General features: G+C 64.7%; 20 protein-coding genes. 9 read left to right on the top strand and 11 right to left on the bottom strand.

The features are described 5' to 3' along the window. Positions 1–33 precede the first annotated feature (33 nt). The 4 genes from ABIB56_RS08600 to aroA form a co-directional block, all read right to left on the bottom strand. Positions 34–528: a DUF2781 domain-containing protein gene (locus ABIB56_RS08600; protein ID WP_354568758.1), complete on the bottom strand. Its 495-nt coding sequence runs from the start codon at positions 526–528 to the stop codon at positions 34–36. A 56-nt stretch (positions 529–584) separates the two neighbouring features. Beyond that, entirely contained in the window at positions 585–1,412 is an 828-nt protein-coding gene (locus ABIB56_RS08595; protein ID WP_354568757.1) for an inositol monophosphatase family protein, read from the bottom strand. A gap of 72 nt (positions 1,413–1,484) precedes the next feature. Further along, the gene (rsgA, locus tag ABIB56_RS08590) at positions 1,485–2,510 is read right to left on the bottom strand and encodes a ribosome small subunit-dependent GTPase A (RefSeq protein WP_354568756.1); all 1,026 of its coding nucleotides are present in this window, start codon (positions 2,508–2,510) and stop codon (positions 1,485–1,487) included. Between the two features lie 2 nt (positions 2,511–2,512). Beyond that, entirely contained in the window at positions 2,513–3,916 is a 1,404-nt protein-coding gene (gene aroA, locus ABIB56_RS08585; RefSeq protein WP_354568754.1) for a 3-phosphoshikimate 1-carboxyvinyltransferase, read from the bottom strand. 122 nt (positions 3,917–4,038) lie between these two features. Here aroA and ABIB56_RS08580 point away from each other — a divergent pair, with 122 nt between their 5' ends. Further along, entirely contained in the window at positions 4,039–4,707 is a 669-nt protein-coding gene (locus ABIB56_RS08580; protein WP_354568753.1) for a sigma-70 family RNA polymerase sigma factor, read from the top strand. Continuing rightward, a complete protein-coding gene (locus tag ABIB56_RS08575) occupies positions 4,704–4,946 on the top strand; it encodes a zf-HC2 domain-containing protein (RefSeq protein WP_354568751.1) in 243 nt (80 codons plus the stop codon). The genes ABIB56_RS08580 and ABIB56_RS08575 overlap by 4 nt, the downstream gene beginning before the upstream one ends. A gap of 27 nt (positions 4,947–4,973) precedes the next feature. On the opposite strand, the gene ABIB56_RS08570 is transcribed toward ABIB56_RS08575, so the two are convergent. Next, positions 4,974–8,810 carry a multifunctional oxoglutarate decarboxylase/oxoglutarate dehydrogenase thiamine pyrophosphate-binding subunit/dihydrolipoyllysine-residue succinyltransferase subunit gene (locus ABIB56_RS08570; protein ID WP_354568750.1) on the bottom strand — a complete coding sequence of 1,279 codons (3,837 nt, stop codon included), beginning with the start codon at positions 8,808–8,810 and terminating at the stop codon, positions 4,974–4,976. Between the two features lie 152 nt (positions 8,811–8,962). Between ABIB56_RS08570 and guaB1 the strand changes: the two genes are divergently transcribed. The 3 genes from guaB1 (at position 8,963) to ABIB56_RS08555 (ending at position 12,876) form a co-directional block, all read left to right on the top strand. Beyond that, the gene (guaB1, locus tag ABIB56_RS08565) at positions 8,963–10,402 is read left to right on the top strand and encodes a GMP reductase (protein ID WP_354568749.1); all 1,440 of its coding nucleotides are present in this window, start codon (positions 8,963–8,965) and stop codon (positions 10,400–10,402) included. Between the two features lie 120 nt (positions 10,403–10,522). Continuing rightward, on the top strand, positions 10,523–11,842 hold the full coding sequence (locus tag ABIB56_RS08560; RefSeq protein WP_354568748.1) for a hemolysin family protein: 1,320 nt from the start codon (positions 10,523–10,525) through the stop codon (positions 11,840–11,842). After that, positions 11,839–12,876 carry a hemolysin family protein gene (locus ABIB56_RS08555; protein ID WP_354568746.1) on the top strand — a complete coding sequence of 346 codons (1,038 nt, stop codon included), beginning with the start codon at positions 11,839–11,841 and terminating at the stop codon, positions 12,874–12,876. Before ABIB56_RS08560 ends, ABIB56_RS08555 begins: the two co-directional genes overlap by 4 nt. A 225-nt stretch (positions 12,877–13,101) precedes the next feature. Here the strand turns inward: ABIB56_RS08555 and ABIB56_RS08550 are convergent, their stop codons facing one another. After that, positions 13,102–14,187, bottom strand: a complete 1,086-nt coding sequence (locus ABIB56_RS08550; RefSeq protein ID WP_354568745.1) for an NADH:flavin oxidoreductase/NADH oxidase — start codon at positions 14,185–14,187, stop codon at positions 13,102–13,104. Between the two features lie 2 nt (positions 14,188–14,189). Beyond that, positions 14,190–14,810 carry an HAD family hydrolase gene (locus ABIB56_RS08545; RefSeq protein WP_354568744.1) on the bottom strand — a complete coding sequence of 207 codons (621 nt, stop codon included), beginning with the start codon at positions 14,808–14,810 and terminating at the stop codon, positions 14,190–14,192. 39 nt (positions 14,811–14,849) lie between these two features. Between ABIB56_RS08545 and ABIB56_RS08540 the strand changes: the two genes are divergently transcribed. From ABIB56_RS08540 to ABIB56_RS08525, 4 genes are read left to right on the top strand one after another with little or no spacing between them, the layout of a single operon-like run. Beyond that, entirely contained in the window at positions 14,850–15,668 is an 819-nt protein-coding gene (locus ABIB56_RS08540; RefSeq protein WP_354568743.1) for an ADP-dependent NAD(P)H-hydrate dehydratase, read from the top strand. A 43-nt stretch (positions 15,669–15,711) separates the two neighbouring features. Next, the gene (locus tag ABIB56_RS08535; protein ID WP_354568741.1) at positions 15,712–17,070 is read left to right on the top strand and encodes a hypothetical protein; all 1,359 of its coding nucleotides are present in this window, start codon (positions 15,712–15,714) and stop codon (positions 17,068–17,070) included. Between the two features lie 10 nt (positions 17,071–17,080). Then, a complete protein-coding gene (locus tag ABIB56_RS08530) occupies positions 17,081–17,389 on the top strand; it encodes a thiamine-binding protein (RefSeq protein ID WP_354568739.1) in 309 nt (102 codons plus the stop codon). Between the two features lie 19 nt (positions 17,390–17,408). Next, positions 17,409–18,641 carry an MFS transporter gene (locus ABIB56_RS08525; RefSeq protein ID WP_354568738.1) on the top strand — a complete coding sequence of 411 codons (1,233 nt, stop codon included), beginning with the start codon at positions 17,409–17,411 and terminating at the stop codon, positions 18,639–18,641. A gap of 35 nt (positions 18,642–18,676) precedes the next feature. Here the strand turns inward: ABIB56_RS08525 and ABIB56_RS08520 are convergent, their stop codons facing one another. The 4 genes from ABIB56_RS08520 to ABIB56_RS08505 all read right to left on the bottom strand — a co-directional run bounded on the left by ABIB56_RS08520 (position 18,677) and on the right by ABIB56_RS08505 (position 22,951). Next, complete coding sequence (locus tag ABIB56_RS08520) at positions 18,677–19,348, bottom strand: response regulator (protein ID WP_354568736.1); 672 nt, start codon at positions 19,346–19,348, stop codon at positions 18,677–18,679. A 36-nt stretch (positions 19,349–19,384) separates the two neighbouring features. Then, the gene (locus ABIB56_RS08515; protein WP_354568734.1) at positions 19,385–20,650 is read right to left on the bottom strand and encodes a hypothetical protein; all 1,266 of its coding nucleotides are present in this window, start codon (positions 20,648–20,650) and stop codon (positions 19,385–19,387) included. Beyond that, positions 20,647–21,825: a sensor histidine kinase gene (locus ABIB56_RS08510; protein WP_354568733.1), complete on the bottom strand. Its 1,179-nt coding sequence runs from the start codon at positions 21,823–21,825 to the stop codon at positions 20,647–20,649. The genes ABIB56_RS08515 and ABIB56_RS08510 overlap by 4 nt, the downstream gene beginning before the upstream one ends. A 124-nt stretch (positions 21,826–21,949) precedes the next feature. Continuing rightward, on the bottom strand, positions 21,950–22,951 hold the full coding sequence (locus tag ABIB56_RS08505) for a sodium:calcium antiporter (RefSeq protein WP_502917584.1): 1,002 nt from the start codon (positions 22,949–22,951) through the stop codon (positions 21,950–21,952). Positions 22,952–23,108: the final 157 nt, after the last annotated feature.

The raw sequence follows: 23,108 nt of genomic DNA, 5'->3' as shown, positions 1-23,108 counted from the left end.
GGTCGTCGAAAGTTCATCCCTGGATCGAAATGGTCAAAACTTGCGGGTGAACGGCTTCTCCTTACGCATTCGGATGAGCAGGAGCAGCGGCACGAGCACATATGGGCCGTTGTAGAGCACAAAGACCAGAGGATTCGGTGTGCGTTCGCCCGGGCCGCCGAAGAACTCGACACCGAAGATCGGGATCGCGGTGAGGCTGATGATCATGGTCGCGTAGATCACTGCGAACAGCTGGATGCGGTTCCAGCCCTTGGCGAGGGAAATGATCAGGATCACGTAAAACGGCAAGTAGATGAAGGCCGAGGTTCCGCTGATGAATCTCAGCCAGAGCGGATGGGCCTGGTAGAGCGGGTCGAAGTTCGACGAGTAGGTGAAATTCCACTGCACCAGAAGGTTGGTCGAGTCGGCCACCTGGTCGAGGCCGAGGCCCTCGACGGAGTCGCTGATGATACAGGTCACGATGAACACCGAGAAGATGCAGATAAAGAAAATGTCGATCGGGCGTTGACGCAGTGGAAGCGATTTCACGGCTCCATGCTAATGATCGGCAGCCGCCGCGGAGCAAGATTCGGATGCCGCGTGTCTCAGCGAATGGCGTCCAGGACCGTCTCGTGCAACAAGCCGTTGGTTGCGACGGCAGAACCGTTCCATGGCCCAGGTTCTCCGGTAGCCGAGCTGAACCGTCCGCCCGCCTCCTCGACAATCGGAATGAGCGCCGCCATATCCCACGGCTTGAGGTCGTACTCGCCGGCGATCTCCACGAGGCCCTCGGCAACCATCATGTACGGCCACATGTCCCCGTAATCGCGCGTGCGCCACACGCGCCGCGCCAGGCCGAGGTACTCCTCGAGTTTGCCGGCCTGCTCCCAGCGAGTCAGCCCGCTCGAGCTCATGGAGGCGTCAGCGAGGTCGGCGATCTGAGACACGTGGATGCGGCGTTCGCTGCTCATTGGCGTGGAGGAAAGTTGCTCATCGACGAAGGCGCCGAGACCCTTCGCGCCCCACCAGCGCTTGCCGAGGGCGGGAGCGCTCACCACGCCGACCACCGGCTCACCGTCGATCGCGAGGGAAATGAGGCTTGCCCAGACCGGAACGCCCCGCACGTAGTTCGCGGTGCCGTCGATCGGGTCGATGATCCACTGGCGGTGCGATCCGTCGCTGCCGGCCTCCTCGCCGGCTTCTTCACCGAGTACGGAGTCGTCGGAGCGGCTGTCGTGAAGCGCACCGCGGATGGCGGCCTCCACAGCTTTGTCGGCATCTGTCACGTGGGTCATGTCCGGTTTCATCGATACCAACAGGTCATTGGCTCGAAAACGGTCCATCGAGATGGCATCGGCCATGTCCGCGAGCTGGCGGGCGAGTGCCAGGTCGGACTGCAGGGAGTAAACGGCGGGCGCGGCGTTGTCGGTCACGGTTCCAAGGTTAGGGGAGCGAGGTGAACACGGTGTGCGTCGACCGGGGCCGTTCGGCCTGGCCTGCGCCTCTCAGGCGAGCGAGGCCAGCAGTCGCTGGAACGAGTCCAGCCTCAGCTTTCCCGTTTCGCCGAGCCTGCCCTCCTCCACACCCTCCATAATCGCGCAGTCGGGCGCATCAGGCAGATGAGTGCAGCCTCGCGGGCAGTCCATGGCGAGCACTGCGAGGTCGGTGAAGGACTTGAGGATGTTGTCGGGGTTGACGTGTCCGAGCCCGAAGGAACGCACACCGGGGGTGTCGATGATCCAGCCGTCGCCCACGCGATAGGAGATCGTGGATGACGACGTGTGTCGCCCCCGCCCGGTCACCGTGTTCACCCGGCCGATGGCGCGATTCGCGTCGGGCACCAGAGCGTTCACCATGGTCGACTTGCCGACGCCGGAATGCCCGACGGCGACTGTCGTATGGCCGGCGAGCAGGGCCGCGATCTCGTCGGTTGGCATGGCTCCGAAGCCGCTCGTCACGACGGTGATGTCGAGGCCGGCGAAGTTGGCGAGAAAGCTCGCCGGATCGGCCAGGTCGGTCTTCGTGATGCAGAGGATCGGCTCGAGGCCGGCATCGAAGGCGGCCACCAGGTAGCGGTCAACCAGCCGGGGGCGTGGCTCGGGGTTCGCTGCGGCGACGACGATCAGCATCTGGTCGGCGTTGGCGACGATGATGCGTTCCACCTCGTCCGAGTCATCGGCGCTCCGTCGAAGGATCGTGCTCCGCGGCTGGATGCGCACGATGCGGGAGAGGCTGCCCTCGTCACCGGAGGTGTCGCCGACCAGGTCGACATAGTCGCCGGTCACGATGGCCTGCTTGCGCAGCTCGCTGGCGCGGGAGGCCGTCGCCTCGTGCTCCTCCGGAGTGCCCTCGCCGACGAGCACGGAGTAGCGACCGCGATCGACGGTGAAGACGCGACCGGTTACGGCGTCGTTGTGCTCCGGCCTGATCTTGGTGCGCGCGCGGTTGCCCTTGGGATTGGGGCGGGAGCGGGCCTCGTAGTCGGCGTATTTATCGTCGTCATCGTCGTCGACATCCGTCAGCCAGCTCATCGTCAGTACATTTCGAGAGGGTTCGGCGCAGTTGTCGCGACCTGCAGCGTGGAGCCGAGCCAGAGTTGCGGGAACTGGGGGAGTGTCTTCGCGGTCGTCGCGATGTCGTCGATCTCGAGCCCAGGAACGACGAGACCGATGATCGCGCCCGCCGTGGCCATTCTGTGGTCTTCGTAGCTGTGCCAGAGCCCGCCATGGAGCGGACGCGGACGGATGACGAGCCCGTCATCCGTCTCGGTCACGTCTCCGCCGAGGGCATTGATTTCGGTCGCCAGGGCCGCGAGACGATCGGTCTCGTGACCGCGCAGGTGAGCGATGCCGGTCAGCACCGTCTCGCTGTCGGCGAGGGCGGCGAGGGCGGCGATAGTCGGCGCGAGCTCACTGGCGTTGTCGAGCCGAATGCCGTGGAGGGCGCCGGTACCTGTCGCGGTCAGATCGCCGAGGCCTTCACCGGTCTCGGTGAGAGTCACTTCGGCGCCCATATCGCGTAGGATCCCGGCCAGTTCCGCACCCACCTGCGTAGTCGACGCCGGCCAGCCGGTAATCGTGACGCTTCCTCCCACGACCGCGGCGGCAGCGAGGAAAGGTCCTGCGTTGGAGAGGTCGGGTTCGATGTCGACCTCGATGCCGGCGATCGGCCCGGCTGGCACGATCCACAGCCCGGGCTCCGGATTCTCGACCACGACGCCCCGACGAGCGAGCGTCGCGACGGTCATTTCGATGTGCGCGAGGCTCGGCAGGTGCTCGCCGGTGTGGCGAAGTATGAGTCCCTGCTCGAAGCGCGGCGCGGCCAGCAGTAGGCCGGAGACGAACTGGCTCGACCCCGACGCGTCGATGGAGAGCTCACCGCCGCGCACGGTACCCAGCCCGTAGAGGCTGAACGGCAGCTTGCCTCGCCCGTCGTCATTGACATCCACTCCGAGGGCACGGAGCGAGTCGACAGTCGTGCGCATCGGACGCTTACGGGCCGATTCATCGCCGTCGAAGGCTACGGGTCCGAGGGCGAGCGCGGCGACCGGAGGAAGGAAGCGCATCACCGTGCCGGCAAGACCGCAGTCGATCTGGTTGCCGCCGGCGAGTTCGCCGGGTGTGATCCGCAGGTCTGGTCCGTAGTCGCCGTCGCCTGGGATCTCTTCGATAGTCGTTCCGAGCGAGCGGAGTGCCTGGATCATGAGCGCGGTATCGCGCGAGTGCAGCGGACGACGGAGCGTGGACGGCGAATCGGCGAGAGCGGAGAGCACCAGTTCGCGATTGGTCAGCGATTTCGACCCGGGAAGCGTCATTACTGCGGCCAGCGGAGCACTTGCCACCGGCGCCAGCCATGGACCGCCGATGGGGTCGGGAGGGGAGGCGACATCGTCGCCGAAAGGATTGAACTCCGGCCCGGAATACTTGAATACCTGCATCGGTTACTAAGGGTATCGCCACTACACATGTTGAAACGGAACCGCCAGTGACTCTTCTACTCGATCGACCTGAGGTCAGCCGTCGGGCGACCCTCCGGCGCGGAGAAGTAAGCTTGGCGACGATGACCACTTCTACGGATGACACGACCGCCCCGGAGCCAGACGCTCCGGAAATCGAGGCGGTTCCGGATGTCCGCTCCCTCTTCGAGGAGCAGGCAATACCGTTCATGGACCAGCTCTACGCGGCCGGACTGCGAATGACGCGCAACCCCGCGGATGCCGCGGACCTCGTGCAGGAGACCTTCGTCAAAGCCTTCGCGGCTTTCGCGCAGTTCCAGCAGGGCACGAACCTGAAGGCCTGGCTGTATCGCATCCTCACCAACACGTTCATCAACAACTACCGCAAAAAGCAGCGGGATCCCTACCAGGGCACGATCGACGATCTTGAAGACTGGCAGCTCGGCGGCGCCGAGTCTGTCACGCAGGCACGTTCGACCCGTTCGGCCGAGGCCGAAGCGATCGACCACCTGCCCGACAGCGCTGTGAAAGACGCCCTGCAGGCGATCCCCGAGGATTTCCGCATGGCCGTGTACTTCGCCGACGTCGAAGGCTTCTCCTACCAGGAGATCGCCGACATCATGAAAACCCCCGTGGGAACCGTTATGAGTCGTCTGCATCGTGGCAGGCGCATGCTTCGGGACCTGCTGGCCGATTACGCGCAGGAGCGCGGGATCTCTGCCGCCCAGGGCCGAGCCTCGCAACCTGCCACTGCTGGGAGTAAGAAGAAATGACCGACTGCGGTTGTGACAAAGCCAAATCCGAACTCGAAGAGTATCTGCGTCGCGAGTTGAGCGAGCGAGACTTTCAGGACGTCTCGGACCATCTCGCCACCTGCGACGACTGCAGCGAGGAGCACCTGCTCGGCATAACGCTGACCCAGAAGGTGCAGAAGGCATGCCAGGAGAAGGCTCCTGAGCAGCTGCGCGACCAGGTGCTACTCAAGCTGCGCCAGGCAGCATCCGCCCACTAGGGCAGCATCGCATCGACCGATACGGCCCTAGCCGGTCGTCAGCGCCTTATTGATCAGTTCCACCTGCTCCTGCGCGCTGCGCTTGTTAGACCCGCTGGCCGGTGAGGCGGATGCCGGGCGCGACGCGACCGAGATCGTGCGGCCGTTGAGGCGCTTGACCAGTTCGAGGCCGAGGAACGGCCAGGCACCCATGTTCTCCGGCTCGTCCTGCGCCCAGACCAGTTCGGCGTTCGGATACTCGGCGAGTACGGCGTCCAATTGCGCCTGGGGCAGCGGGTAGTACTGCTCCAGCCGTACCAGTGCGACATCCGTCTGACCGCGCTTCTCGCGCTCGGCCAGCAGGTCGTAATAGATCTTGCCGGAGTTGAGCACCACGCGCGTGATGGCCGACCTGTCCGTCACAGTCGTATCGTCGATCACCGGTTCGAACTTGCCGCTCGTGAACGCCGAAACATTGCTGGTGGCTCCACGCAGTCGCAGCATCGCCTTCGGCGTGAAGACGATCAGCGGACGACGCGGCCGGGCGTAGGCCTGGCGACGCAGCAGGTGAAAATAGGATGCCGGGGTCGACGGGCGTGCGACAGTCATGTTGTTCTCCGCACAGAGCTGCAGGTAGCGCTCGATACGCGCCGACGAGTGGTCGGGACCCTGGCCCTCATAGCCGTGCGGCAGCAGCAGCACGACGCTCGAACGCTGGCCCCACTTCTGCTCGGCGGCGGAGATGAACTCGTCGATGATGATCTGGGCGCCGTTGGCGAAGTCGCCGAATTGCGCCTCCCAGAGCACCAGGGCGTCCGGACGCTCAACCGAATAACCGTATTCGAAACCCACGGCCGCGTACTCGCTCAACAGCGAGTCATAGATCCAGAATCGGGCCTGGTTGTCGCTGAGATTGCCGAGCGGCAGCCACTCCTGGCCGTTCACTCGGTCGTGGAGCACAGCGTGGCGCTGCACGAAGGTGCCGCGCCTGGTGTCCTGGCCCGCCATCCGAACCGGCGTTCCCTCGACAAGCAGGGAGCCGAGCGCCAGCAGCTCTCCGAAGCCCCAGTCGATCGAGCCGTTGCGGCTCATGTCGAAGCGCTTCTTGAGCAGCTGCTGCAGCTTAGAGTGCACGGTGAAACCGGCGGGCGGGTTGTCATGGGCGTCGCCGATCAGCGAGATGACGCTCTCCGCGACGGCCGTACTCTCCGGTTCGCCCGTGCGGTCATCCTGCTGGGATTCCGGACGCTCGAGGTCGGAGACCGCGTTGCCGTCCTGCACGATGATCGGCATCGAGCCGGTCTGTGCGGCGTGCGTCTCGGCGAAAGCGCGCTCCAGGCGGTCCTGGAAGTCGGCGTGTGCCGCTTCGTATTCCTCCTGTGTGATGTCGCCGCGACCGACGAGAGCCTCGACGTAGAGCGTGCGCACGGAGCGCTTGGCCTCAATGAGGTTGTACATCAGCGGCTGCGTCATCGACGGGTCGTCGCCCTCGTTGTGACCGCGGCGGCGGTAACAGATCAGGTCGATCATCACGTCGCGGTGGAACTGCTGGCGGAAGGCGAAGGCGAGTTCCGCCACACGCACGACGGCCTCAGGGTCGTCGCCGTTCACGTGGAAGATCGGCGACTGGATGGTCTTCGCGACATCCGTCGAATAGATCGAGGTGCGGCCCTCACCGGGAGGCGTGGTGAATCCGACCTGGTTGTTGATGTTCACGTGCACGGTACCGCCGGTGCGGTAGGCGCGGAGTTGCGACATCTGCAGGATCTCGGCCACGATGCCCTGGCCGGCCAGGGCTGCGTCGCCGTGAACCATAACCGGGAGTACACCGAATGTACCGATCGGCTTGCGGTCCTGCTTGGCGCGCACGATACCTTCGAGCACGCCATCGACGGCTTCGAGATGTGAGGGGTTGGCAGCCAGGTAGACCGGGATCTGGTCTCCCGTCGCGCTGGTGAAAGTGCCCTCGGTGCCGAGGTGGTACTTCACATCGCCCGAGCCCTGCACTGTACGCGGGTCCTGGGTTCCCTCGAACTCGCGGAAGATCTGGCCATAGGTTTTGCCGGCGATGTTGGTGAGCACGTTGAGACGACCGCGGTGCGCCATACCGATCGCGACCTCGTCGAGGTCGGCTTCGGCAGACCCCTGCAGGATGGCGTCCAGCAGCGCGATGGTTGACTCTCCGCCCTCCAGGCTGAAGCGCTTCTGGCCGACATATTTCGTCTGCAGGAAGGTCTCGAAAGCCTCAGCCTCATTGAGCTTGCCGAGGATGCGCAGCTGCTCGTCCTTCGTCGGCTTCGTGTAGGGCTTCTCCACGTGGTCCTGGATCCAGCGACGCTGCTCAGGGTCCTGAATGTGCATGTACTCGATGCCGATGGTGCGGCAGTAAGAGTCACGCAGCACCCCGAGGATGTCGCGCAGCAGCGCTGAACGCTTGCCGCCGAATCCGCCGGTCACGAATTCGCGGTCGAGATCCCAGAAGGTGAGGCCGTGGCTCGCGACGTCGAGGTCGGGGTGAGAACGCTGGCGGTACTCCAGCGGATCGATGTCGGCCATGAGGTGGCCGCGCACCCGGAACGAGTTGATCAGCTCCTGCACGCGAGCGGTCTTGTCGACCTGGTTCGCCGGGTCGACGTGGATGTCGGATGCCCAGTGGATTGGGTCGTAGGGGATGCGGAGGTCGGAGAAGATGCCCTCGTAGAACCCGCGCTGCCCGATGAGCAGTTCGTGCACCTTCTTGAGGAATTCGCCGGAACCCGCACCCTGGATGACGCGATGGTCGTAGGTCGAGGTGAGGGTGATGGTCTTGCCGATCCCCAATTCGGTCAGGTTCGTGAGTGACATGCCCTGGAACTCGGCCGGGTACTCGAGAGCGCCGGCGCCGATGATGCTTCCGGCTCCACGCATCAGACGGGGCACGGAGTGCTCTGTGCCAATGCCGCCAGGGTTGGTGAGCGAAATGGTGTTGCCCTGGAAGTCCGCTGCGGTGAGCTTGTTGCCGCGTGCTCGCGCCACGACATCCTCATAGGCGACGAGGAAGTCGCCGAAGCTCATAGTCTCTGCACGCTTGATGCCGGGAACCAGCAGCGAGCGGGTGCCATCGGGCTTCGGAAGGTCGATCGCGATGCCCAGATTGATGTGCGCGGGAGAGACGACGGACGGCTTGCCGTCCACTTCTTCGTAGTAGACGTTCTGGCTGGGAAACTCGGTGAGAGTCCTCACCATCGCCCAGGCGAGCATGTGGGTGAACGACACCTTCCCGCCGCGTGCACGCTTGAGGTGGTTGTTGATCACGATGCGGTTGTCGATCATGAGCTTCGCCGGGATCGTGCGAACACTGGTGGCGGTGGGGACCGTGAGACTGGCGTCCATGTTGGTGGCAAGTGACTTCGCCATGCCCTTGAGGGTCGACACGACATCCTGGGCCTCGGCGGGCTTGGTTTCGTCGTCGGTTGCCGTCGGGCCGGATGCGGCAGGAGCGTCAGCCGGGATCGGCTGGGGTCGCGGCTGGATCGAGGTGGTGCGGGCGACAGGCTGGCTGCCGGTGACAGGAGCCGGTTCGGCCGGAGCCTCCGCCGGAGCTGCGGGAGCCTCTGCAGCTGGGGTCGCTGGGGTCGGAGCTTCGGCCGCGGGAGCCTCTGCCGCCGCATCCTGTTCAGCAGAAGCCTTCTCCGTGGCGGGTTCTGCCGACTCCGTCGCAGGAGCCTGCTTCGCCGACTCGCTCGCGGTCTGGTGGTAGCTCTCCAGAATCGGCCACCATGACTGGTCAACCGAATTCTTGTCCACAAGGAATCGCTCGTACATTTCATCTACGAGCCACTCATTGGCTCCGAACTCGCCAGAGGATCCATCCTCTGGCGCCAGTCCGGTCACTTGGCTAGACACGGCCTACCGCCACCCTCGTTAAAATTTGTACTGCCCGTTATCGCTGGTTTGGATCTCATGCGCGGCGTCGAAACGGCCACGCACACCCGTCAAGCTTAATCGTTTTCGAACGGCCGTATCGACCTGACTGCCGAGGGATTACCTTTAAAAACATGGAATTCTACGACACCGCGCCGAGTCACGATCTGACCTACTCCGACGTGTTCCTGGTGCCCAGCCACTCAGAGGTCGGCAGCAGACTTTCGGTCTCCCTCGCCCCGCAGGATGGCACAGGCGCAAGCATCCCGATCGTCTCCGCGAACATGAATTCTGTCACCGGGCCGCGTCTCGCTGCGACGCTGGCCAGACGCGGCGGACTCGGCGTGCTGCCGCAGGACCTCCACCTGCAAGATCTGGATGCCGCCATCCGCTGGGTCAAAAACCAGCCGGTCGCTTTCGACACCCCCCTCGTGCTCGGGCCGGAGCAGACTGTGGCCGATGCGCTCAGACAGATTCCGGCCATCGAAGGCCACGGCATCGTGATCAACGACCAGCACGGCGCCTTCCTCGGCTGCATCTCCGCCGCGAGACTCGGCACCGCCCTGGCCGATGCGCGCCTCGGCGACCTGCTGCACGGTCGCCTGGCCTCGATCGATGCGGACGATGTCACTGATCCGCGGGCGGCCTTCGATCTCATGGTCGCTGCCGACCTGGAGTTCGCGCCCGTGCTTCACCACGGCGAGGTCGTCGGCACACTGAGCCGCACGAGTGCATTGCGCTCCACCCTGTACCAGCCGGCCCTCGACGCCTCCGGTCGGCTTCGCGTCGCGGCGGCACTCGGTATCAACGGTGATGTCGCAGGCAAGGCCACAGCCCTCACCGCCGCAGGCGTCGACGTGCTCGTACTCGACACCGCGCACGGCCATCAGGACGGCATGCTCCGCGCCATCAAGACGGTGGCCGACCTAGGCCTCGGGCTTCCCATCGTGGCGGGCAACGTGGTCACCGCGGCGGCAGTGAAAGACCTGGTCGCAGCGGGCGCCACCATCGTCAAGGTCGGGGTGGGACCGGGAGCCATGTGCACCACCCGCATGATGACGGCCGTCGGTCGCCCGCAGTTCTCCGCGGTGCTCGAGACCGCAGACGCCGCGCGGCAGCTCGGTGCCCACGTCTGGGCCGACGGCGGAGTGCGGTATCCACGCGACGTGGCGCTCGCGCTCGCCGCCGGGGCGGCATCCGTCATGATCGGCTCATGGTTCGCCGGCACCATCGAGGCGCCGGGAAGGCTGGAGACGGATGCCACCGGTCGCCTGTACAAGGAGAGTTGGGGCATGGCGTCCACTAAGGCGGTGCACGACAGGTTCGACCGCCTCGACCCTTACGAACTGGCCCGCAAGGAGCTGTTCGCCGAGGGTATCTCGTCGTCGAAGATCTACCTCGATCCGCTTCGGCCGTCGATCGAAGACCTGCTCGACATGATCACCTCGGGGGTGCGCAGTTCGCTCACCTACGCGGGAGCGTCGAACCTCGCGGAATTCCACGAGCGTGCGCTGGTCGGCATCCAGTCGGCGGCCGGTTATGAAGAGGGTAAGGCGCTGCCGGTCTCCTGGTGACCCCCGATTTTTCCTGACCGTCGGGGCTTTCTCACAGCCGTGCTTTCAGTAGACTCGATCAGATAATGGACGACCCTCCCTCTAGGCGCCGTGCCGGCCAGAATCCTGTCGAGCATCCGCATGTATGAGTTCATCATGTTGGGTGTCGGCATCATCCTGACCATTGGCACGGGATTCTTCGTCGCCTCCGAGTTCTCACTCGTCAACCTCAACCGCTCTGACCTCGAGTCTCGCTCCGCGCGTGGTGAAAAAGGCTTCGGCCTCACCATCGGCGCCCTCAGGGTCACCTCGACCCATCTCTCGAGCGCGCAGCTCGGCATCACCCTCACCACGCTGCTCACCGGTTACACGATGGAGCCGGCGATCAGTTCGTTCCTGTTGGCCCCGCTCGCCGCCATCGGCTGGCCACAGGCCGTGGTCACGACGCTGGCCTCGATCATCGCGGTGATCATCGCCACCCTGCTGTCGATGATCATCGGTGAACTGGTGCCGAAGAACTTCGCGCTGGCACTTCCGTTGCCTACGGCGAAGCTCGTCATCCCCTTCCAGGTCGGGTTCACGATGGTGTTCAAACCCTTCGTCTCCCTGCTCAACAACACGGCCAATGTCATCCTCCGCGCCGTCGGTATCGAGCCGAAAGAAGAGCTCTCCTCCGCGCGGACGGCGGAGGAGTTGCGTTCGCTCGTACGTCGTTCGGCCACCGAGGGCAGTCTCGATCGCGACACGGCGACGCTGCTCTCCCGCACCCTCGTGTTCAGCGAACACATCGCCTCCGACGTGATGACGCCGCGTCCCCGTGTGACCAGCGTCGATCGCACCGCCTCCGCGCAGACGGTGCTCGACCTCGCCAGGCAGACCGGATACTCGCGGTTCCCGGTGATCGACGACGGAATCGACGACGTGGTCGGCCTCGTGCACGTGAAACAGGCCGTGGCTGTGCCTCGCGAGAAGCGGGCGGATGTGCCGGTCGGAGCCCTGCAGAGCGACGCCCTGCGCGTACCGGAGACCATGAAACTCGACCTGCTGCTCGGCGAACTGCGCGGACGCGGCTACCAGATGGCTGTCGTCGTCGACGAATACGGTGGAACGGCAGGCGTCACGACGCTGGAAGACCTGGTCGAAGAGCTGGTCGGCGAGGTGGCCGACGAACACGACCGCACCCGCGCAGGAGTCGTGCGGTCCCGTGACTGGCTGACCTTCCCCGGCATGCTGCGACCCGACGAGCTGCTCGAGCGAGCCGACGTGACGGTGCCGGAAGACGGTCCGTACGAGACCGTCGGCGGTTACATCATGAGCGAACTCGGGCGCCTGCCCGTGGTTGGCGACACCGTCACTATCGAGGCCGGCGAATTCCGTGTCGAACGGATGGACGGCCGCCGAATCGACCGCGTGCGCTTCACCCCGGCACTCGACGACAGCACCGGCGGTGATCGCTCATGAGCGACTGGTCGGGGATCGCATGGCTCGTCGTGCTGTTGCTCGTCAACGCCTTCTTCGTCGGTGCCGAGTTCGCCGTCATCTCTGCGCGACGCTCGCAGATCGAACCGAGGGCCGAAGCCGGCAGCCGAGCCGCGAAAACCACGCTGTACGCCATGGAGCACGCGACGATGATGCTGGCGACCAGCCAGCTGGGCATCACCGTCTGCTCGCTGCTCATCCTGAACGTGTCAGAACCGGCACTGCACCACCTGCTCGAGATACCGCTGCATCTCACTGGCTGGCCGGAAGAAGTGCTCGGCACGATCGCGTTCATCATCACCCTCGTCATCGTCTCCTTCCTGCACGTCGTGATCGGCGAAATGGTGCCGAAGAACCTCTCTTTCTCGCTGCCGGATCGCGCCGCGCTCATCCTCGCTCCGCCGCTGGTGTTCGTATCGACCGTTTTCCGCCCGATCATCATCGCGCTGAACGCCACGGCCAATGGATTCCTGAGGCTGTTCCGCGTCGAACCGAAGAACGAGGCGAACAGTTCCTTCACCGTCGACGAGGTAGCGAACATCGTCGCCCAGTCGACGAAAGAAGGCGTGCTCACCGACAACATCGGCGCGCTCAACGCCGCCTTCGAATTCAGCGCCAAGAAGGTGCAGGACATCGCCGTCGGGATGCCCGACCTTGTCAGCCTGTCAGAGGCGGCGACACCCGCGGATGTCGAACGCGCCGTCGCGCAGAACGGGTTCTCCCGCTACGTGCTCGTCAACGATGAAGCGGAGCCCACCGGATATCTGCACCTGAAAGACGTGCTTGACCTCGAAGATCCGGCAGAATTCACCGAACCGGTGCCGCCGAAGCGTATCCGACAACTGATCTCCATCTTCCGGGGCACCGACCTCGAAGATGCCCTGGCCGCGATGCGCCGGTCAGGCGTGCACCTCGCGCGGGTGTTCGACGAGAGCGGGGCTACCAGGGGGGTGCTGTTCCTAGAGGACATCATCGAAGAGTTGGTCGGCGAGGTCCAGGATGCTACCCGCCGGTAGTGAGCGGTGGCGTCGGTGGGTCGCCGTGCCAACGGCCTGCCCAAAGATGCTCGCCGAACCCGGTGTCCTTGCCATACGGCCCGCGCCCCGGTAGCACGACGGGCAGCCGACCAGGCCCTCGCAGCAGGGTTGCGCCGTTCCACAGGACGGAATGCGGTGGAGAGCCCGTCGACAGGATGAGCGGGCCGGACTGGTCGGGTGCGTCCTGTTCGCGGAGCCGGCCTGCTACCGGGGGAGTTTGGCTCTCAGGTACTGCTGCGGCCAGTAGGGGGGGTCGTAACCCAGAGCGTGAGCGGCTCGCAGCGGGAAGTGCGGATCGCGCAGGAGTTCACGGCCCAGCATGACGGCATCCGCCCTACCGGAGGCGACGATGTCCTCCGCCTGCTGCGGCTCGGTGATGAGACCGACGGCGGTCACCTCGACGGATGACTCGTGCTTGATGTAGTCCGCGAAGGGCACCTGGTAGCCGGGGCCGACGGGAACGGTCGTGCCGGCCACGAGACCACCGGTGGACACGTCGAAGAGGTCGGCGCCGGCATCCTTTGCCCAGGCGGCGACGGTGGCCGTCTGCTCCTGGTCCCAGCCGCCCTCCGCCCAGTCGGTGGCGGAGAAACGCACGAAGAGCGCCACCTGGTCGCCGGCTTCGGCCCGCACGGCCCGCACGATCTCGAGCAGCAGACGCGCCCTGTTCTCCAGGCTTCCGCCGTACTCGTCGTCGCGCTGGTTCGACAGGGGAGAGAGAAACTGATGCACGAGGTAGCCGTGCGCTGCGTGCAGTTCGAGCAGGTCGAAACCGGCGTCGATGGCGCGACGGGCGGCCGCGGCGAAGTTCGCGACGATCGTGGCAATGGCCGCCCGGTCGAGGGCGATCGGATCGGCGTACCCGGTGAACGCGACGGCCGACGGCGCGACGCTCTGCCATCCGCCCTCAGCGACCGGGATGGTGCCGTGCTTCTCATCCCACGGCCGGTAGGTCGATGCTTTACGACCGGCATGGGCGAGTTGGATCGCCGCGGCAGCACCCTGCGAGTGGATGAAGTCGACGATGCGCGACCAGGCGTCGCGCTGTTCGTCACTGTAGATCCCGGTGTCCTGGGGCGAGATGCGCCCATCCGCGCTCACCGCCGAGGCCTCGGTCATCACGAGTCCCGCGCCGCCGCGAGCGAATGAGCCGAGGTGCACGAGGTGCCAGTCGGTCGGCACGCCATCCGCCCTCTCCACCGAGTATTCGCACATCGGCGCGACCCAGATGCGGTTGCGGAAAGTCGTGGAACGAACGGTGAGCGGTGCGAAAATCGCTGGTGTGGTCACTGTTACCTGTCTGTGAGCGATTCGAGAAAGGAGCGCAGTTGCCGGTGGCCGACGAAAAGGTGACCGATGATGCCGAGCGCTTCAGCGCCGTCGACGTTCTCCTGCTTGTTATCGATAAAGATCATCCGGGCCGGAGATATTCCGAGCTCGCTCGCCACCTCGAGGTAGATGTCGGCGTTCGGCTTCAGCTTCGACATCTCCGCGCTGATGAACATGCGTTCGAAGTACTGGGCCATCGGTGAGAAACGGAAGGGGCTCGCGAAATCGAAACCGGCGTTCGAGAGCAGCGCGATACGGGTGCCACCCTCGTGCAGGTCGGCCAGCACATCGAAAGTGCCGGGCTCGACACTCAACCAGCCGGTGAAGTCCGCCACCCAGAGTTCGTGGATCTTCGACTCCGGCCACTGCACCTCGACGTCGGCCGCGACCAGTTTCCAGTACTCGCGAATACTCGTGGTGCCCTCATCGAGTCCGTGTCGGTGTGCCCAGTAGGACGCCCAGAAGGCTTCAGCGTCCACTCCGGCGACCTCCAGGAGGTCGGCGCGGGCACGTTCGCTTGGACTGCGGGAGATGACCTCGCCGTAGTCGAAGACCACGACGCGATCGGAAATAGTCAGTGGCATGGGGGTCGCCTTTCTGACATCCAAACTATCGTGAGAGCCATGAGCAGCTTTACGCCATGGACCCCGGACGACGCACGCGAGTACATCGCGGTGCCGGGCGCCGACGACGACAAATACTCCCGCGGCGTGCTTGGCGTTATCACCGGCTCGACGGCGTACCCCGGAGCCGCCGTGCTCGGCGTGGAGGCCGCGCTGCGCACCGGCGTCGGAATGGTGCGCTACCTTGGCGACGAGCGGCCGAGCGATTTTGTGCTGCGACGCAGGCCGGAAACGGTGACCGCACCGGGACGCGTACAGGCCTGGCTGCTCGGTTCGGGAATGGATGCCGCCACCCGCGACCCGGCGACGGCGAAGCGTCTCGGTGACGCGATCGCGCAGGGCCTTCCCGTGGTCATCGATGCCGGGGCACTCGACCTGGTGGGCAACGCCACCGGCGCGGTGATCATCACCCCGCATTTTCGTGAGCTCGCACGGGTGACCGGTGCCGAGACATCCGATATCGCTGCCGACCCCGGAACCTGGGCCGCGCGCGCGGCAGAGGAACTCGGCGTGACGGTGCTTCTCAAGGGCCACAAAACCTACGTCGCCAGCCCTGACGGAGCGCGGCTGGTGGCGTCTTCCGCTCCGCCATGGTTGGCCACCGCCGGCGCGGGGGATGCGCTCGGGGGCATACTGGGCGCTATCGTCGCGACCCATGCGGATGCTGCCGCAGACAGTGGGACCCTCGCGCGGCTTGCGGCGACGGCATCCGTCGTCCACGGGCTCGCCGCTGAGCGCGCCGGTCACGGCGGCCCCTTCACCGTGCTCGACCTGGCGGAGAACGTCTCGCCGGTGATCGCGGAGTTGCTCAGCCGGTAGCTGGCGCAGGTTCGGCGATGAGCCTCGGATACGCTGGACAACGATGAGTGCCACCGTTCCCCGCCGAGTGTCGTGGCCCACATCCGCCAGGGCGATCGTGGGGAACCCGATAGTGCTCTGGGGAGCCTTCATACTCGCGCATTTCTGGCTCGGAATGCTCAACCTCTACGCGCCTGGCTACCCGCTCGGCGATGTGAGCTTCGTCTACAAGTTCTGGACCGACCAGGCGATCGTCGCGCACTTCTGGGTGGGCATCGACAGTTCATGGGTCTACCCGATCGTGGCGCTGGTGCCGATGCTCATGGCCAGGGTCTTCGGTCCGGAGCTGTATTCGAGCACCTGGCTCAGCCTCGTGATGCTCCTCGACGCAGTGGCGCTCGCCTTCCTGACCGGATGGGGCCGGGGCCGCCAGAACATTGCGGTCGGCTGGTGGTGGGTCGGCTTTCTCGTGCTCCTCGGCCCCATCTCGCTCGGTCGGATCGACTCGATCACCGTTCCCATTGCTATCGTCGGGGTGTTGCTGATCGCGTCTCGTCCGCGGGCTGCGACGGTAATCCTGACGGTGGCGACCTGGATCAAGGTGTGGCCGGCGGCGATCATCGTGGCCATGGTGATCACGCTGCGGGACCGCGGGCGCATCATCCTCACCGGCCTGATTTTCAGCCTGGCCATTATCGCCGTGGCGCTGGCCCTCGGCAGTGGGCTCAATGTCTTCAGCTTCGTGACAGAGCAGACCGGAAGAGGGCTGCAGGCCGAGGCGCCGATCTCGAACATCTGGCTCTGGCAGGCCTTCGCGAAGGTCCCGAACACCGTCGTCTACTACGACAGGGCGCTTCTCACCTGGCAGGTCAGGGGAGTGGGGGTCGAGTCCGCCAGCAACCTCATGACACCGTTGATGCTCCTGGTGTCACTCGCCATCGCCGTGTTCGCCGTTCTGGCTATGCGCAACGGCGCGACGGTCGCGAACCTGCTGCCCTCGCTCTCGCTGGCTTTCGTCACGGCGTTCATCGCGTTCAACAAAGTCGGTTCACCGCAATACATGACCTGGCTGGCCGTGCCGGTGATCCTGGGGTTGGTCGCGAATGTCGCCGGCCACGGGAGGCCGTTCCGCACTCCGGCGATCATTGTGCTCGTGCTCGCCGGCCTCACGCAGGCGTTCTATCCCTACCTCTACGGCTACCTTCTCGGCCTCAATGTCGTGATGCTCACCGTGCTGTCGGCCCGCAATCTGCTACTTTTCGTACTGCTCGGCTGGACGATCTTCTCGCTCTGGCAGGCCGGACGTGAACGCGCAGAGAACATTCCGCTCGCCGACGAATCGACCTGGCTGCCGGCAGCGTGGCCGTTCACCACGGCGACGACTCCAGACCCAGAACTCGATTCCGACCTCGCCAAGAATTGAAGGAGAAATCATGCTTGTGGCATTTTCTGTAGCACCGAGCGGTGCAGACAACGGCGGAGATTCCGTGCACGACGCGGTCGCGGCAGCGGTAACTGTCGTTCGGGACTCCGGTCTTCCGAACCACACCGACGCTATGTTCACGACGATCGAGGGCGACTGGGATGAAGTCTTCGACGTGATCAGGCGAGCGACGGATGCGGTGGGCACCTATGGAACGCGCGTGTCGCTGGTCTTGAAGGCCGACATCCGTCCTGGACACACTGGCGAGCTGACCGGCAAGCTCGAGAGGCTCGAGAAGGCAATCACCGAGGGAAGCTGACGCCGATCGCTGCTTCCCTGTGACAACGCTCTCGCCGGTTCGCGTGCGACTGGCGCTGTTCGCCCTGGCCCTCGGCGGCTTCGGCATCGGCTCGACCGAGTTCGTCGCTCTCGGGCTGCTGCCGAATATCGCGCACGACCTGCTGCCCGCCCTCTATGCGCACTCACACGAGGAGGCGAACGCTCAGGCCGGCTGGCTCGTCTCGGCATATGCTCTTGGCGTCGTCGTCGGTGCACCGACCATCGCGGCATTCTCCGCGCGCTTCCCTCGCCGAAACCTCCTAATCGTGCTCGCCGCGGTCTTCACCGTCGCGACCATCGCCTCCGCCGTTCTGCCGACCTTCGGACTGGTCCTCGCTGCCCGTTTCGTTGCCGGGTTACCGCACGGTGCTTACTTCGGCATCGCCTCCCTCATGGCCGCGAGTCTTCTGGGCCCCGGCAAACGAGGCGCCGGTGTCGCCTTCGTGCTGTCCGGCCTCACCATCGCCAATGTGATCGGGGTGCCGGCCATCACCGCGCTCGGGCAGGTGGCCGGATGGCGCATCGCGTACCTGGCCGTCGCCTCCATCTTCGCCATCACGTTCGTAGCCCTGGTCGTCGTGCTGCCCCGGCAGGCTGGTAACCCGGAGGCCACGATGAAGCGCGAACTCGCCGCCTTCGGTCGTTCACAGGTCTGGCTCACGTTGCTCACCGGCGCTGTAGGTTTCGGCGGCTTCTTCGCCGTCTACACCTACATCGCACCCATCGCGACGGATGTCACCGGGCTCACGCCAGCGCTGGTTCCGATCGTGCTGGTGGTGATCGGCCTCGGCATGACCGTCGGCAATTTGCTGGGCGGCCGGCTCGCCGACCGCAGCGTGATGCGCACGATCTTCGGCTTCTTCGCACTCTTCGCCGTATCGCTGGCCGGCCTCGCGCTCACCGCACAGACCATCGTCGGTTTGTTCATCTTCGTCTTCCTGGTCGGACTCGCCGCAGCAGGCATTTCGTCGGCCATCCAGACCAGGCTTATGGATGTCGCGGGGGACAGCCAGACGCTGGCCGCTGCCGCGAACCACTCCGCTCTGAACCTCGGCAACAGCATGGGCGCCTACCTCGGCGGTCTCACCATAGCGGCAGGCCTCGGATATATCTCACCGGTGTGGATCGGCCTGATGCTCTGCGGCCGGGCATCGCTCTCGCGCTCTGGAGCGTACTCCTGCAGCGCAGCCGTGGTGGCAGTCTGGAGAGCGGCCGCCGACGTGAACCGATAGCGCCCCTCAACGCCGAGTAGCCGTCCCTCTAGGTTCTAGAAACTGTTCGGGGCGTCCGTGGAGAGCAGGATGCCGTCCTGGATGGCCCGCTTACGCAGTGCCACCTTGGTGCCGACGTCGATCCCGGCCACCCGATACTTCTCACGGATGCGCTTGAGGTAAGACTTCGCGGTCTCCTCGGAGATGCCGAGCTGGTACGCGACAGCCTTCACCGGCTCCCCGCCGCCGTACAGGGCCATGACACGGCGTTCCTGTGCGCTGAGCTTGGGCGACCCGCCGACATCGCCCGCGTTGAGCGCCAAGTCGAGCTCAGCAGAGATATAGGATTCGCCCTTCGCCGCGGCACGGATCGCTTCGACGATCATCTCGGCATCCTCACTCTTCACCAGGTACCCGAGAGCCCCGGCGGCGAGGGCCTCGCGCACGACGTTCGGCTCGGAGTAGGTGCTCATGAGCACCGTCTTGACCCCGGTGGTCTTGAGCGTCGAGATCTTGAGCGAGATCGGGATGTTGTCTTTGAGGTCGAGGTCGAGAAGCACCACGTCGACGGGGAACTCGGGATGAATGAGCAGCTCCGGCCAGGTGGAGAGCGCCGCGACCATGTTGATGTCACTCGCGGCATTGCGAATCCACTCGGTCAACGCCCCGAGAAGCATCTTGTGGTCGTCGACGAGGGCTAGGCGGATGCGGTTGTCTGCTTCGGTCACTGGTCATTCCATTCTCTGGACTACTTGTCCAGCATGCTATTGGTCTGCCGGATTGTTCACTCTGCACTCGATCTCGACACGCAGGCTCGAGTTGTGGGTCGAATCGATGAAGCGTCCCACCTTTCCGATCGCGTCCCAGGTTGCTGGATCGACGCGATTTCGCGAAATCGCTGTGGTGGTGATCACCAGCGGCACCGTGATGGTTCTGGAGCCCGGTTCCGGCGCGGTGGTGACCGGCCCGAGGGTGAGCGATGCTGTCGGGTTCGACTTCTGGTCGTTCACGAGCAGCCAGACGGCGGCGAGGAGGCCGTCACGTTGTTGGGGTGCGAGGAGGCCGGCGAGGCTTCCTCGGTCGACCAGTGTCACCGATTTGCCGAGCTGTTCCGACTCGGTGATCGCGTGATAGAGCCAGGTTTCCCGGCGGCCCTCGATCAGGTGCAGTCGCAGCTCTGTCGCGAGCGAGGCGGCCACCGACGCGGTGCGCGGTGTGAGCGGCAGACGAATGCGGCCCATGGCTACGGAGTCGAGCAGTTCCTCGGCGGCGAGGTCGAGTCTCGCGAGTTCCTCAGAGGCGAGCATGCCCACCGCGAAACGCGGGGCGGAGACCGTACTCTGCACAAGCACCCTGTCCAGTTCGAGCTGGACGATGCGGCGGAACCGACGCACGATATAGAGCCCGACGAGAGCAGGCATTACGGATGTCGCCACCAGCAGCAACTGCGCCGGGATCGTCTCTGCGGTGAGGGGTGTGGTCATCACGACCGCTACGGTGAGAACCACGCCGAGCACGATCGCGGCCACGAGGATCTCCCACTCCCGTCGCAGGGTGAGGGCTGCGAGAAGTCCGAACCCCGCAGATGCCGAGGCTGTGGCGTATCCACCAATCTCGTGCAACGGCCAGATCGCGACGAGGTCGAGGGCGACCACGCCGGCGAGCATAATCAGGAAGGCCGCGAAGAACAGATTCGACATTCGTTCACCGCGGGCAGCGATGGACACGGCAACGCCGACGAGGGTGAGCGCGTAGAGCAGCCAGGCGACCACAACCGGCAGCAGGCTGGGATAGGTAGCGGCATGGCCGGCGAAGGCCAGTAGGCCGTATATCGCCTGGACAGTAGCGATCACACTCGCTCCGACGCCGAGATATCCGGTGCCGAGGCTGCCGCCGCGCGCACTGGCCTGCCGCATCGCGCGCCCGGCGGTCGATCCTGCCGGGACACCCGCACGGTTGCGCTTGCCGAGGATGACGCCGAGAGTGTTCTCGTCTGGCCTTGAGTACCCGCTCACCTGGCTACCGCTCATTTCGGCACTTCGAGTACAACAGTCGTTCCGGCGCCGGGGGAGGAGAACAGGCGGGCGTTCCCGCCGACATCCCTGAGGCGCGCGACGACCGAGTCTTTGAAGCCAAGGCGCGCCTCGTCGATGTCTTTCAGATCGAAGCCGACACCGGCATCCGTGACCATCGCGCGCACTGTCGTTTCGTCATCCGTGATGGTGACGTGGGCGTCGGTCACGCCGGCGTGACGGCGCACATTCTCGAGACATTCGGCCAGCGCGAGCAAGAAGGCGTCGAGCACTTCGCTCGGCAGCAGCACCTGCCCCGTGCCGTGCCAGCTGACTTCGAGCCCCATACGACCGAAGCGCTGTTTCACCGACTCGAGGGTGGTTCCAAGTGCCGACTCCTCGACAGGTTCGAGGTTGTAGTCACCGGATGACTGCGGCATCGGCGTGCCACCGAGCCGGAGTTGCCTGAGGAGGCGGGCATCCTCGCCGGCCTGTTGCTGCATGGCCGATACCGTCACGCCAACGCCGGAGTGGGCCAGGAGGGTAAGGGTGGCCAGCACGGTGTCGTGCAGCAGGCGGGCGCCCTGTCGCCGCTGGGCCTCCGTCTCACTCGCCTGACGCTCAGCACGGTGGGCGCGTCCGATGCTGTAGATGCGGCGTGCTGCGCGCGGAATGCTGGCCGACAGCCAGTAGCCGAGCACGGTCGCGAGGATCCAGCCGAGCACCACGGCCGCACCCTCCATCGACACCAGGAAAGGGCCGGGAATCGCCAGTTCGGTGAGCACCACGGTCACGACGAATCCAACGGCCAGAATCACAATGCGTGATACCGCTGTCGTGAGCACGATCGCGAAGGATCCGATCGCTCCAGCGGCCAACGGAATGAGAGCGGCACCGATAGCCGGCCCTGGTGGGTCTCCGACGGGAACCTGTACGACGACGAGGATTCCGAGGCCGGCAGCCATGCCGAGGCACACCCAGACCACCGACTGGTTGATGCCGAGCCGGAACAGGCTGAAGGCGAGCACCACGAACAGCGGCAGTGTTGCGAGGTACGTCGTCCCGTCCAGCACCCCCGGCACGCTGAAACAGGCAAGAGCGATTACCGTCGAGCCGAGCCCGATCACCCGGGTGGAGCGCTGGAGAAGTCGATCGCGCTCTTTGGCGATGAGTTCCACGCTAGTAATAGTCACACACTGTGACCTTTAGTGGGGGTGCAACACTGCTGCTGTTCCGACAGGCCGTCACTGTCGGAGACGAGAAACCACCCTCGATTCCGGTTGACTTTCCGCCGCGGGCGGCTTCTTTGGCACTAGTTCACCGACTGATCGCGAAGAGCCCTCCGATGCCTATCAGGTACAAAATGACTACGGCAATTGAATCGATGCCCATGCCCAGCACTCGTCGCTTGGGTCGAAAAAGCAGTCCGAATGCGTAGACGGCGGTGAGCAGCGCGGCGATCGCGGTGAGATAAATGTCGGCCGATCCCGCTTGGGGAAGTACCGCCTGACCGCTTATCAAACCGGCAATCAGAAACAGCACGGGCAAGAAAGCGTTCCCCCCAAATATGTCGCTGATGGCCAGGCTTTCATCGCCTTGACGCATGGATTGCAGGCCCGTCGAGATTTCGGGAAGCGAGGTCGCTAATGCCAGCACGGTCGCGCCAAACAAAATACCGGACAACCCAATCTGGGAGGACGCCGCGTCCCCGCTCTGTTCCAGAAAGAAGCCAGCCACCAGTGTTGCGCCAGCCGCGCCGAGGAAGATCCCGACAGTGGCGGCGAGACTGTGCTGTTGCTTGCGTTCACCGGTCTGAGGGGCCTGTTTCGGAGGCCCGGCATCGGGGGCAGCCCCATCCCGATCCCACGGCAAGTGTCGCCCTGCTTGACGGACGAGGAGCAGTCCCAACACCCAGGCGGCAACAATGAGAAGTGCTTGCGGGGTGACTCGGAACAGATCCAAGGTCTTTGGCAGCTGTGTCCCCGCAACGACTAGCGCCAAAATTGCGACCACCGTTAGCGCCTCAACGACGAGAGTCAATGATGCCGCCCGATATGTGAGCGGGGGCGCACCTTTTTCTCGTTTCCCGAATCTGTCGAGGACCGCGATCACCACGGTTTGTATCGCGATTCCACCCAGGATATTTCCGACCGCGATTCCGACCGCCCCACTGGCGGCAGCCGTTACCGTGATCGCGATCTCGGGGAGATTCGTGGCAATCGCAAGCAATATCAGGCCACCCAGTGCGCTGCCGAGGTGTAAGCGTTTATCGAGCCGATCAGTCGACTTCGACAGCTGGATTCCGGCAAACCAGATCACCGCGCCCGAGACGACGAAAACGAGAACGAGCAACCATAGAGGCAAGTGAGTGAGCACAGTCCATTTAAGCGCTCACACACCGTTTCTGGGAGGGCAGCCTTCGAAATCGATAAGCGCCACAAATCTGTCTCCGTCAATATCGTCAAGTTGCTCCGGC

The sequence above is a fragment of the Glaciihabitans sp. UYNi722 genome, assembly GCF_040549465.1.
In the GTDB taxonomy this organism is placed as follows: Bacteria; Actinomycetota; Actinomycetes; order Actinomycetales; family Microbacteriaceae; genus Lacisediminihabitans.
The sequence above is the reverse complement of the archived record's forward strand: the minus strand, read 5'-3'. Positions and strand labels throughout refer to the sequence as shown.